5 protein-coding genes are annotated in these 13854 nt (G+C 51.0%); 2 read left to right on the top strand and 3 right to left on the bottom strand.

Annotation, left to right across the window (positions count from 1 at the left end; translation table 11 throughout):
- Positions 1-75: 75 nt before the first annotated feature.
- Entirely contained in the window at positions 76-2622 is a 2547-nt protein-coding gene (locus H9Q13_RS11720; RefSeq protein ID WP_191183996.1) for a M14 family metallopeptidase, read from the bottom strand.
- A gap of 220 nt (positions 2623-2842) precedes the next feature.
- Here H9Q13_RS11720 and H9Q13_RS11725 point away from each other — a divergent pair, with 220 nt between their 5' ends.
- Entirely contained in the window at positions 2843-3535 is a 693-nt protein-coding gene (locus H9Q13_RS11725; RefSeq protein ID WP_191183997.1) for a TIGR02117 family protein, read from the top strand.
- Between the two features lie 141 nt (positions 3536-3676).
- Here H9Q13_RS11725 and H9Q13_RS11730 read toward each other — a convergent pair whose 3' ends face one another.
- Positions 3677-4294: a hypothetical protein gene (locus tag H9Q13_RS11730; RefSeq protein WP_191183998.1), complete on the bottom strand. Its 618-nt coding sequence runs from the start codon at positions 4292-4294 to the stop codon at positions 3677-3679.
- A 219-nt stretch (positions 4295-4513) separates the two neighbouring features.
- Complete coding sequence (locus H9Q13_RS11735) at positions 4514-11623, bottom strand: immunoglobulin domain-containing protein (protein ID WP_191183999.1); 7110 nt, start codon at positions 11621-11623, stop codon at positions 4514-4516.
- A gap of 1390 nt (positions 11624-13013) precedes the next feature.
- Here H9Q13_RS11735 and H9Q13_RS11740 point away from each other — a divergent pair.
- Positions 13014-13823 (top strand): PepSY domain-containing protein, encoded by an 810-nt coding sequence (locus tag H9Q13_RS11740; protein WP_191184000.1) that lies wholly within the window; start codon positions 13014-13016, stop codon positions 13821-13823.
- Positions 13824-13854 lie beyond the last annotated feature (31 nt).

The following is a 13854-nucleotide window of genomic DNA, read 5'->3' on the forward strand; positions in this document are numbered from 1 at the left end:
AAAAACAGCGTCGCCCTACCAGGTATAGCAGAGTGACGCTGTTTCAATATTAAAGAAGGAATTAACTTAAACCGCTTATTGGCCTACCAGGAACACAGCATTGCCGAAAAGTAGTTTACCGTTATGCCAGAAACCCCGGAAAAGTGGGTTATCAGCCAGGTATACCACTTGCCCACGTCCCATAGGCTGTGAGCCAAGGATCAGGGCGTCCTTCAGTTTTTCCTTGGCTTTGGCCCCCACAAAACCGGTCGCGTAGTTGTTCTTCTTGAGCACACCCACATTCCAGCCGTCTTTCATAAACTCAAAGGTATCAGAGGTACGCACCAGCGCATAGTACGTATCGCCGTAGCCGAAAGCCAACGGGTGGGTTTTGTCGAGGTTCACACGGAACACACTGCCCTGCACGTCTTCGGAAATGGCGTCGCGCTCACGGTCGCCGTAGGCACGCAACAAACGGTAAGGGTCTGCCTTTTCCTCTTTGGCTTTCTCTTTCTCGGCGGCTTCGTCGGTGCCCTTCTTTTGCAGACTGAAGTCTTTCTTGCCGGCCAGGAAACCTGCCGCACTCTCCATGGCGATCAGCTTTCCGCCGCCGCGCACCCAGTTTTTCACCTGCTCCAGCGTCTGCTCATTCAGCACACGCGCATAGGAGCCGGCTGGCAAAATGAGCACATCAAACTCATGCAGCGGCACATTGGCAAAGTAGCTGGTACCCAAAACAGTCACAGGATAACCGATCTGCTGCTCGAAGTAATGCCAGATCTCCCCAAAGGCATAAGGCGACACGCCCTCCCCGGACATTACTGCCACACGTGGCATTTTAAGGTAACGAACGCTACCCGAACCCAGATCGGCACCACTGCTCACAAAACCGGTTGTCGTCATCTGTAGGTCTATCCCATGCTTGCTGGCCAGGGCACGAACGGTAGCGTCGAGTTTATCGCCCATCCCTTCGTTGCCGGTGCGGGTGATGATGAGCGTGCCCGCATCGTACTGCTTCCCTTCCGTCTCAAACGGCTTTTCGGACATACGCACTTTCACTTTCTCGCTCATCAGTTTGGTCAGGAACTTCACATCCTGCAGACTGTTCCACCGGGCCAGGTAGGCATAAGGGCGCTCAACTGCCAGTGTATGGGCCACTTTAGCTGGCTGCTGCTTTCCGGGCTCCAGGCGGCTCTTCAGGGCATAAGCCTGCAAACCGAAAGCATAAGGCATTGCCCAGGAGGTAATGTCATAGGTCAGGGAGTCTTCCAGGTTAGAGGAGGGTTCAAACAGCACCTTTACCAGCGTTGACTTTGGCTGATACATGCTCACCACCAGGTCATTCTCATTTACACGCACACTCTCTTCCTTACCAGTTGCATAGTTAAAGCCCCTGGCAGAGCTGTTCTTGCCGGCGTAGCCGTACTGTATCTGCTGCTGGTCAAGGTAATTAGTCAAAGCTTTCAGGTTGCCGGCGGTGCGGCTTTCCGCTTTGAACACAAAGGCTTTGTAATTGCCTGCCGGCTTTTTCAGGTTATTGTCGTAATACTTGCGGAACTCCTGGGTCAGTTGCTCGGCCTTCTCGGATGTAGCCTGGATGGTAGCCAGACTTGCCGCATGGTGGTGGGTGATACGGTCTTTCAGGGTGAGTGTGTCGCCATCCTGCTTTTTGTAAGCCAATCCTGCGCGGCCGGAGCCGCCTTGCTCATAGGTCATCCCGATGGCTCCGTTGAAGGTAGGCCAGGTATCGCCGTAGCTTGGGTAGAACAGGTCAAAGTTTTCGCGGGTGAAGTAGAGCCAGTTGTTCTTGTCAAAATACTGGCGGTTGTAGTCGCCGATGGTATACTGAAACTGACGCTGCCACGGGGTAATGCTCTCGTGCAGGGGTTTAGCGGCCGGCGAGAAATAGTAAGGCGATTCGGCACCCATCTCGTGGAAGTCGGCGTGTACCTGTGGGAGCCAGCTGTTATACTTCGCCAAACGCTGCTTCGACTCGATTTGCGTTTGCCATGCCCAGTCCCGGTTCAGGTCAAAATAATAATGGTTTGGCCTTCCGCCTGGCCACGGTTCGTGGTGCTCCCAGGCATAGGGCGAGGCGTTGCCCCCCTGATTCTGCGTCTGCTTGTACCACTGCACGTAGCGCTCACGACCGTCCGGGTTCACGCAAGGGTCTAGCAGCACGACTGTGTTCTCCAGCCATTTTTTTGTCTGTTGGTTATTGGGGTCAACCAGGTCGTAAAGCACCTGCATCACCGACTCCGTGCTCACCGATTCGTTGCCGTGTATGTTGTAGCTCATCCAGACAATGGCCGGCTGTTTGCCCTGTACCTGCCCGCTCATCACACCGGCCTGGCGCAGGTTGTTCTCTCGGATCTGCTCCAGCCTGGGCAGGTTTTCGTCGTTGGCTACATAGGCCAGCAAGAGCGGGCGTCCTTCATAAGTTTTGCCGTACTCCTGTACCTTGATGCGGTTTGGGGCCTGCTGGGCCAGGTAATTTACATAGTCTACCACACGGGCATGGGTCGTGAACTCCTCTCCCAAGGTATAGCCCAGAAACTGCGCCGGTGTTTTCAGTGCTGCCTGCTGCGCAATGGCCGCCTGCACGCTTAGCAACACCAAAGCAAAAGCGAAAAATCGCCTCATTGTATTTTGCATGATTTATTTTTAGAAAAGATGATAAGGGGAAAATTCAATAAAGTCACAATCTGCGCAAAAAAGCTGAAATAGACAATTTTATACCCCCAAAGCTTGTCTATACAATGATATCGGGGAGTGAGGCTGCTTTATCCGGGAATTTAAGCGTGAATTGATCGGTTTCTTTTCTAAACCCGATAGTAGAATCGCCATGTGCGTACCTATAGCTATGTACCTTTATTGGAGAAAAACAGGCAAAGGCCTGGCCGCCTTCTTGGCGGGTCTGGCCCTGATGACCGTGCTATACGTGCTGGCAGGGCTTGTCTTGGGCAGTATACCTGTCAACAGTTCTTATGCGCAGGCCACGCAAGGTATAGAGATCTTTGTAACGGATAATGGCGTGCACACCGACCTGGTATTGCCTGTTAAAACGGAGATTATTGACTGGCGTGGCAAGCTGCATGTGCAGGACTATGCCGGTGCTGACAGCTCGTTCACACACGTAGGCTTTGGCTGGGGCGACCGGCAATTTTACATGGAAACACCCGAATGGAAAGACCTGACCCTGACTACTGCCCTCACCTCGCTCTTTTGGCCTACCCGCACTGCCATGCACGTGGAGTACATCGCACGGCCTTTGCGGCAAAACAAATACCAGCAAGCAGTCATTTTAAGCGAAGCGCAGTACCAACAGCTGGTGCAGTATATCCTGGATAGTTTTCAGCAGCAGCCGGATAGGGAATTTCTGTTGATCGAAGGAAAGGGCTACCATGACCGGGATAACTTCTACGAAGCCACCGGCAAGTTTCACCTCTTTAAAACCTGCAACGGCTGGACCAACGGCGGGCTCAAGGCAATGGGACACCGGGCTGCCGTTTGGGCACCCTTCTCTTTTTCGGTGATGCGGCAGGTGCGGGAGTAGGTTTTATTTCCTCTCTTATAACCTCAAACCCTCTGTTGATTTTGCAACTTCAGCAGAGCCGTTTTCCCAACCTTGAATAAAGGCGGACTTGTGACTTTCCCAATTGTACACCAAGTCTAAAACCAGCATGGTGGCTATACTTTATTTATTGCCAACAGCTAAAGGCCGATCAGGCTTGTAGACGGCGTATAGCGTTCCCAGTTTTGAATTCAGCCCCATGATAGGGGTCGCCACTTTTATGCTGGTAGAGTCGGTTGTGTTCAGTACTGTGTCGTCTCCATTCAGCAAGCTTGCCTCGAAATGGTCGGCAAAGGATTCGCCTGTATACTTTTGGTTGGTCGCACTGATTACCTTGCCCTCGGCGTCAGTTACCAATATCAGTTCAAAGTTCTTCTCCTGCACAAACTGATAAAGGTATTGGTCCACCTGCTCCACATTGCCTGAGAGCATGGCTGTCCGCACCGCCCAGGAAAAGGGCATCATCAGGGTTTTCAGAAAATAGGCGGTATTGTTGGAGAGCCGTTGGTTTGCTCTTGTCACCATCTCTTCTTTTTCCTGTGCAGCTTGCTCCTGTGCTTCGCGTATTTGGTTATTTTTTGAATTGTTCAGGATAAGCAGAATGACCAGTAAAGCGAGTATAAGTAGTACAGGAATATAAACGACTGGCTTCCTGATCATGCCCTGGAGGCTGTTTTCTCTGTAGTGCTCCTTCGGCGGTCTGCCTGTTTCGTAATCTGTTGGATGTTTTGGCCTTTCCATGCGAATATTGATTTTGGTTTCTGTTTATTTCACCGGGCTCACTTCTCTCAAAACTTTCTGTACCAACCTGACACGAAGCAACTTACCAGTTATTTACATTTATTTCTTCATACGATTATATTGCCAATACAGCTAACCTTCACGGTGCCAATCACAGCGTCCTAAAAGCAAAAGGGCCGGGTAAGATACCCGGCCCTTTCAGCTTTAAACCCTAATAGTCTATTGTTTGAGCAATTTGAAATGATTGGTGAAGTCGCCCATACGGGTGGAGATGATGTAGATACCCCGTGGCAGATTCGGGTCTAGCACAAGTTTCTCTACGTTAGCCCCCTTCTCTACCTTGATGGTGCGCTGCAGCAACTGCTGGCCTGTGGCATTGGTCACCGTCACGAGCACGTCTCCCTTTCCTTCAGCGTCAATGCTGAGTTCCACTTCGGATTCGAACGGGTTTGGGTAGGCCTTCACTTTGTTCATGGTTACCTCGCCGAAGCTCACAGCCTTGGTGCTGAAGTACTCGAACTGACCGTCCAGATCTACCTGCTTGAGTCTGTAGTAACGCGTACCGTGTTTGCCGTTTTCCTTGTCTACGAAGGTATAGACCTGCTTGAGGCTAGTCGTTTGCACTTTCGACTCCACAAAGCCCAGGCTGCGGAAGTTTTTCGCATCGGTTGACACCTGCACCTCAAAGCCTTTGTTGTCCTGCTCGGAGGCCGTTGCCCACTCCATGGCCACGTCGTTGCCGCGCTTCATGGCTTTGAAGTAGATCAACTCTACCGGAAGCGGAACGATAGCTTCGGTGCTTAGAGAGAAGGCGCGATCAGCCAGCAGCGAATAGCAGGTACCCGGATTCTTAGGGATATCGCACCTGATAGAAACCTTTAGCGTACCCATAGGTTCTGTCATTTTATATTCAGTTCCACCGGTTTGCTTGAGCACCCAACCGCTTTCAGAGCCATCTCCCATGTACCACTCGATCGCGGAAACGTTGGCGTCATTGTTGTCCAGAATATTCGACTGCACTTTAAAGGTATACTTCTCCCCGGATTTCATATTCCTAGGATCCATCACCTGCACACCGTTTTCATCATAGATGAGTATGTCGCCGGTTGCTTGTATGACAGGGTTGATTGTCACCGTGCTGGTTTGTGTTACGCTCTCACAAGCCTGGCTGTCTGTTACCCGCACGGTATATTGCCCAGCTACAGTAGTTTCAAAGCTGGCAACGTTACCTGGATTAGCTACACCATTCGGCACAACCCAACTATAGGTATAATTGCCTGAGCCATTGTTTGTCGTTGCTGTTACAGTCGCCGACATGCTTTCGCAGGCCGCAGGGCTGTTTACTGTGACTACTGGCATTGGGTTAACTGTCAGCAGGGCTACCTCCGATGTTATAGGCGGGAAGCATGTACCCGCTACCAACACCGTGTAATTGCCTGCGGTCTGGTTGTTGGCTACCGGCACCGTGTAAGTGCTGGCTCTGGCCCCGGATATAGCAGCTCCGTTTCGATACCACTGGTAGGTAATGCCCGCACCCGTGGCAACCACACTAAAGCTTACGTTCTCTCTTCCCTCACAAACCGTAACCGATTCAGGATCTGCCGTGATCTGTGGCGCTGTATTCACGGTAAGAGCTGCCACTGCAGATGTTTCGCCAAGAGGGGAACATGTACCTTTTACAACAACTCTATAGTTGCCCGCATCGGCTGGCTGCACATTGTTCAAGGTTAGTATTCTGCTATTCGCACCACTAATGTTAGCCCCGTTCTTCTGCCATTGGTATGTTAAGCCAGTTCCGACTGCATCTACGCTGAATGTGGCTGTTTCTCCGGCACATACAACATCTGCCACTGGCTGTGTTTGTATTTCCGGGGCGGTATCGACTGTGAGCAATGCACCCAGCGTCGTTACAGGAGTGCCACACGTCCCGGAAACTGTCACGGTATAGTTACCTGCGTCTGCCCGGTTCACATTGCTGATGGTATAGCTACTAGAGGTTGCACCTGTTATCGGGTCTCCGTTTTTACGCCACACATAGGACAGACCTGTGCCAGTGGCTCCTACACTAAAGGATGCCGACTGCCCCTCGCATACCGTTACCGGTTGAGGAGCCGCTGTGATGGCAGGAGGCGTATTCACGGTCAGCGCCACGGCATTAGAGGTTTGCGACGGCGAACAAGTGCCCGACACAATAACCCGATAGTTGCCTGCGTCAGAAGTCTGCACACTGGTCAGAGTTAGTGTATTGCTTGTTGCACCGGTAATGTTGCCCCCGTTTTTCTGCCACTGATACGTTACACCCGTGCCTGAAGCGGCTACACTAAAACTGGCGGTTCCGCCCACACAGGCCTGCGCAGCAGTGGGCTGCGTCGTAATCGCTGGCAGGGTATTGATGATAAGAGTAGCTACTGAGGAGGTCAGTATGCCACAGTTTCCAGTTGCTCTTACCGTGTAGTCGCCGGCATCGCCTGCCACGGCATTGCTGATGGTATAGGAGGAGCCGGTGGCCCCGTTAATGGCCACACCATTTTTCAACCATTGGTAGGTGACATTGGTACCGGTGGCGGTGGCATTAAAGGTATGGCTTGCGCCTGGGCATATTGCACCACCCACAGGCTGCACCGTCATGACAGTAACCGGGTTAATGGTGAGCTGCGCATTGACTGATGTAACAGGCGATGGACAAACACCACTCACAATTACATAGTAGTTACCGGCGTCACCTGCTTGCGCATTGTCAAAGGTCAACGTAGCTGTAGTAGCGCCTGAGATTCTTCCATTGTTTGCCACAGCTGTACCATTACCAGTTGTAGATGAACCCGGGCGCTTGTACCACTGGTAGGTAAGACCTGTTCCTGTGGCTCCTACCGTCAGCGTGGCTGTCGAGTTCGCGCAGAAGGCTCGGTCAGATGGCTGCGTGGCAATGACTGGTGGCTGGTTCACCACCATGGTGACGAAGCTTCCCTGGTCTCCGGAGGTCAGACATTTTACCACATCTGTCTGGAAGTGGATAGAAATCACATCCCCGTTTTCTATCATACCCGGAGCCACATTATACTCATACACAGCTGGGCTGGAGCCAGGAACAGGTTGTGTAACCGGCTGACCCGGATTCAGGACCACAGGAGGTTCCTCTGCAGGAGAGTTCGCTTTTTTGATGTAGAAGTACAGTTCCAGGTTGACGTTCGAGAAGTTGAAATTCACGTTTGGAGTTGCTGTTAGCTTGGTGCCTTGCCCTGCGCAAATAGGGTTAGTTGCCGTAAGCGTGAAGCTGTAGTTTGCTGGGGTACTTATCCATAGGCTGTTGGACCGCAGGGCAGCTGAACTTCCTGTACAGTATAATGGATTCTTAGGTGTTGCCAAGACCCAAAACTCATCAGTAGCAGACAAACCTGCCTGTCTTGTAGTCACCCTGTCATTACCCAGCGCAGTGCCATTTTTGTACCACTGATAGTCGAACAAGTTACTTGAGCTCTTGTCCACGTCATCCGGGTTCATGATCAAACTGGCGGGTGCGGGCTGCAGCTTGCCGTTTGCATCCAGTGGTAACACTCCTACAAAAGGCTGCCAGTATCTAAACGCTTCATCTCTTCTGAGCGCATTGGGTTCTGTAAACCATTCGTTGTAGCTTGGGTGTCTTGTATCTGTTACAGGCACCACAATAACATCCCGATAAACAATAGCTCTATACTCTGTATTCTGGCCTTTACAGATCGGGAAAGGCGTGGCAAAGTTTACAGCGGTATAGGTAGTTTTCTTAAGTGTAACTGACTTGTCAGCGGTAGAGGTACAGGCGTTTCCTCCACTACCTGACGTCACCGTATAGCGAATGGTAATGGTTTTCTCGTCAGCGGTGCCAAGTGCTGTGCATGGGTTGAGCACACCTCCAGAACTCATGCCGCTAGTGCCCGCAGGCGAAGCAATCGAGAATGATCCGCCTGTGGTTCCGGTAGGTGTAAGGGTAATATTACCGCTAGCAGAATATATGGTCTGCCCTTCAGTTACTCCTGTGAAGGAAGCCACCGGAGTAGGATTAACCCGGACTACCACCTCCTGTGTGTTGGGAGGACAACCATTGGCTGTCATTGTGATGCTGTATGTGACATTTGTAAAGCTGGAGCTGGTGCTGGTCAGCGTTTCGTTAATTGTAGGTGTCGAGCCGCTGGACGTAGCACCTCCATTAATGGCTGCATTTGCTTGTCGCACCCAGCTGAAAGTCGTGTTCGCCGTGGCACTGGTGGCCGTGTAGCTGAAGATGTTCCCGCTACAGATAGCCGCCGGTGTGAGTGTGCTGCTCAGTTTAGGGGTCGGGTTGACGCGCACCACCACATCCTGTATGTTGGTGCAGCCGTTGGCTGTCAAGGTATAGCGGTAAGTCACGTTCGCTGGTGCAGTGCCTGAGTTGGTCAGCACTTGGTTGCCCGTGCCAGCCGCAGTGCCGCTGGCCGCGCCGGTGGCTGTGACGCCCGTCGGCAGCGTCTGCCGCGCCCAGCTGAAGGTGGTATTCAACGTGGCGCTGGAGGCCGTGTAACTGAAGGTATCCCCGCTACAGATAGCTGCCGGCGTGAGCGTGCTGCTCAGCACAGGCGTTGGGTTCACCGTCACCACCACGTCCTGCGTGTTGGTGCAGCCGTTGGCTGTCAAGGTATAGCGGTAAGTCACGTTCGCCGGTGCAGTGCCTGAGTTGGTCAGCACTTGGTTGCCCGTGCCAGCCGCAGTGCCGCTGGCCGCGCCGGTGGCTGTGACGCCCGTCGGCAGCGTCTGCCGCGCCCAGCTGAAGGTGGTGGTCGCCGTGGCGCTGGTGGCCGTGTAGCTGAAGGTGACCCCGCTGCAGATGGCCGGCGTGAGCGTGCTGTTCAGCACAGGCGTTGGGTTGACGCGCACTACTACATCTTGGGTGTTGGTGCAACCGTTGGCTGTCAAGGTATAGGTATAGGTCACGTTCACCGGGGCTGCTGTGGTGTTGGTTAGCGCATGGCTCACACTGGCCGTCGAGCCCGAGGACGGGGCCGTGGTCGTGATGCCCGCGGCAGACTGGCGCACCCAGCTGAAAGTGGTGCCCGATGTGGCGCTGGTGGCCGTGTAATCGAAGTTAGTGCCGCTGCAGATGGCTGCTGGCGTGCGGTTACTGCTCAGTACCAGTTCCGGTCTAACAGTTACTGTTACTTCATCGCTTGTGCTAACGCACTGCCCTACACTTGCCAGTCGTCTATAAACCGTTGTTTCAGTAAGATTGCCAGGCGTATAGTTCTCACCTGTTCCGCCTGTAGCCACATTGGCAAAGGCAGCGCTCCCGGTTTTAAATTGCCACTGATAAAGCACAGCCTCACCAGGTATATCCGAAGTAGCTGGGCTGCCATCCAATTCTTCTGGCGTGGCACCGTAGCATATGGTCTGGGTTCCACTGATGATGTTGTTGTCTACAACGGTCGAGCCGACATTGATTGTTGAGGAAGTGCTTATACAGCCGTTTCCGTCTGTCACTTCAACATAGTAATTGCCGGTTTGATCGACGTCAAATAAACGTGCAAGACCTACAGGATTTGTATTCCCCACTCTATACCATGTATAGCTATAGTTTGACCCAGTCTTGGCTGACAGTGTAATTACATCACCCGGGCAGAAATAGGTTTGGGTACCCTGCTCTATCTCTGCTACTGGAGGTGCCGTAACGGTAACAGATACAGTACCAGATACGCTGGTACAATAGCCCGATGTAACCGTACGTCTGTAAAGAGTGGTCGTGTTAGTTGTAACTGTTTTGGGAGTCGGGGTATAATCTGCTTCGTTGTTAGTGCCTTCTGCTGCAGTCCAGGAGCTGGCTGACCCTGTCGGACTCTGCTCCCACAGGTAGGTAACATCCCCAGCCTGACCTCCAGAGAAAGTTCCTGTCAGTTTGCTGATCGTAGCACCCGAACATACGCTTCCACCGCCTGAAATCGTGTTGACGATGGTAGGTGTTACCTCAACGGCAACAGGATCGCTTGTATTCGTACAACCACCGCCCGCTATCGTTCTTCTATAGTATGTCGTGCCACCCGAAGCTGTGGAAGGTGAATAATTCGCCAAATTGTTGGTGCCTGCAGCGGCTGTCCAGTTGCCTGTGCCTGAAGGGCTCTGCTCCCACAGATAGGAAATGCTCGCACTGCCTCCGCCTGTCACAGTTCCTCCTACAAGTGAAGCCGTAGCATTCTGGCAGTAGTTCAGGGTGCCAGAGATAGCGCCCTGCCCAAGCGTAGGCGTCACAGTGATGTTAACAGCCTCCGACTGTTTGGAGCAACCTTCAGCTGAAGTGACAGTAACGCGGTAACTACCCGTTGCATTGGCGGTATAGGTGCTTGAAGTACCTACTTCTGTAGAACCATTGAACCACTGGTAGGTATAGCCTGTGCCGGTAGTTGCCGAAAGTACCAGTTCGCTACCTTCACAGAAAGTTGTTGCGCCTGTGTATGTTATCTCAGCATTAGGTGTCTGGTTGACGGTTATATCTCTTGAGGTGCTTGTTCTAACACCACAGGCGTTTGTTGCAGTAACCGTTATTCTAACAGGAGCTACCGGCGCTGTTGCATTAAATGCTATGCTAGCAGAGTTAGCCGAAGACGAAGCAATGGTAGCACCTTCGCCAATCTGCCATAGGTAACTAGTAAATCCTGTAGGAACAGTGTAAGTCAGCGTTTGTCCTGAGCATGCTGTTGAGTTGCCGGAGATGGTTGCGTTTGCAAAGTTTGGCCTTATCGTTAATGTTTGACCATCTGAAACCTTACTGTCTGGAGGGCCGGGGTTCAGGACTGTAATCGTTCTGGTGCCAGCTGTCTGCACATCGGCAGCAGTCAGGCTAACCGTCAATTGGTTGGCATTGTTGAAAACCGTTGTTCTAGATGTTCCATCTACCCGCGCTACTGCATTTCGGTCGAAGTTTGATCCGGACAAGACCAATGTCTGCGCTCCAGAGCCCTCGGTAATACAAGCTGTAATGGCATTAAGTGTAGGTGTTACACTGTTGATATTGAATGCATTGCTTGCAACAGATGTAAAACCACTACTAGAGGCCACTAAAGTATAGCCAGTGCCTGCTGCATTGATACTGAGGCCTGAAAATGTAGCAACACCGCTTACTGCATTGACTGTTGTTGTGCCACTTAGTGTACCGTTGCTTCCTACTGGGTTATTTCCGATCGCGATAGAAACCGACGCCGTTGATCCAGAGCCTGTCGTAACTATGTTGCCAAACTGGTCTTGGAATCTAACAGCAGGTGCAATTGATGTGTAAATGTCAGTGTTGGTAGGCTGTTGGGTAAAGACTATTTGCCTGGCAGCACCGTGGGTCATTGTAAGATTAGCTACTGCTGTATTTAACCCTAAGCCGGCTATGTTTGGATTTCCTTCTATAAAAACACTACTCGTTGACGGCAACGCCACAGCACCAGATATAGGCTGTACTTCAATCCCGCTAATAGTTACAACATCTATGCTATTACTATTAGAAATTCCACTCAATGAAAAGGTCAGGGTTTTCCGGTCGGGAGAGAGCACTGGCCGGAAAGCAGTCGTTGGAATATTCCCTCCCGGACTAGCTACAAATGCTACAGTTGTCTGACTATTGGAGTTGAATTGCCAATTGCCCGAAGTTTTAATTATAAAGTTATAGCTGCCATTGTTAAAATCTTTACCATTCTGTTCTCTGATAACTACATTACCTATTGAAACATAAGATGGTGAAATAGCATTAGCTGCCTGATCCACTGTGGCACTTCTATCAACTGCCGTAATAGGCTGTATATCTGCGTACAAATACAGAGAACCAGCCAGAATCATCAGGCTGGTGAGGGCGATTAAAAACTTTTTAGATTGAATGAGACCATTAATCAATTGCGTAAAATTCTTTTTCATACACTGTAGGGTTAAGATGGGATTCGGGCGCACGCTATTAGGGTTTGTGTGCTTGTTTTCCGTTTCAAAAAGGCAAAAGGAGTCATGCGAAGGCTCAAAGGGAGCTTCGGGGAGGAGTTAAGCCTTTGGTTCGGGCTTCAAATCAAAAAAGCAGCTAACTGACACCTATAAGGCACAGACTGCCAGGCTTTATTAGTCTGGAGGATAGAAAGGAGAACCGTCATAACAGACCTGTGCAAGTCGAAAAAGGCTGGCTCGTTCTTCCTTATGGCTGTAAGTCGACATATCGGCTAAAAGTCTCACGTTATATATGACTGCAACTGTATACTTCCTAGCCTATAATTACCTTTAATAAGTATAAAAGTTTCATACTTAAGGTATAATCTTATTAAATTATTATAAATTATTATACTTTATTTCATAATTATCACACAAAGTATTGCATCCAACCAATATAAAATTATCCCTGTATAATTTCTAACATGCCACCCGATTAGGCCTTATATTGCTATGTGCCTATGTTTTAAGGTAAAATGATTCTGAGACCCGAATTCAAAATTGCACTGAATAACCACTTGTTTCACAGCCTGTCAGCTTTTTGACCTTGTGTTTTATTAAGAGAAAATACCATCCCATTTTGCCTTGTGCTGTTACCAGGCAGACACAATTTCATTGGCTAACCTGCTTCACGAAAGCCGCTTACCAACCGTTTTGGAGAAGCTCTTATACACCTGCTAAGTAGCGTGTTAACTTACTCCAATAACCTGTTTCAAATTGTTGCAGCAACCCGGGTATTTACTTACTTTTAGGTTTCTATATCTGTGCCATTATGAAAAGGAAAACTCATCTTCGGGTTCGCAAGACCCATCGCTACCTGGGACTGATCACAGGTATACAGTTCGTTATGTGGACCATTGGCGGACTCTATTTCAGCTGGAGCGATATGGATGAGATACACGGCGACCACCAGCGGAAGCAGCATGGCACCACCTTTAACGCCCAAATGGACCTCGTTTCTCCGGCGGAGGTCATCAAGCAGCTGCCCCAGGCAGAGACTGTCACTTCCGTGAGGCTAATCGATATCATGGGCGATCCGCACTACCAGTTGGTGTATCATACTGCAGTAAATCATGCAGAGGGCCACGAGCACGTAGCCAGTCAAACCCAACTGGCGGTAGCCGCTACAGGGGAGCTTCGTCCGCCGCTCTCGGAGCAGGAAGCCGTTCAAATGGCTGTTGATAATTTTGTCGAACCCGTGAAGGTGGCCCGAGTGGAGTACCTCACGAAGGAGAACATAGACGGACACCATGAGTACCGGGAGAGTGCGCTGCCGGCCTGGGCTGTCACCATGGAGCACCCGACCCAGACGACTGTGTATGTGGCCGCCGAACAGGGTGTGGTTACCAAATTCCGCAACAACAAGTGGCGCATTTTTGACTTTCTATGGATGCTGCACACCATGGATTACCAGGGTCGCGACAACTTTGGCAACATCTTACTCCGCATTTTCTCGATTGCAGGTATGGTAACGATCGCTTCGGGCTTCGCCTTGTATTTTGTAAGCAATGGTTCTCGGGGTAAGTCAGCAAAAACGAAAACAAACACCTACAAGCGACCTGTCATAGGCAGCACCTCCTGATCAGGTGCCAGAAAAAGGAAACGCAAGCCCC

The sequence above is a fragment of the Pontibacter aquaedesilientis genome (assembly GCF_014773225.1).
GTDB lineage: Bacteria > Bacteroidota > Bacteroidia > Cytophagales > Hymenobacteraceae > Pontibacter > Pontibacter aquaedesilientis.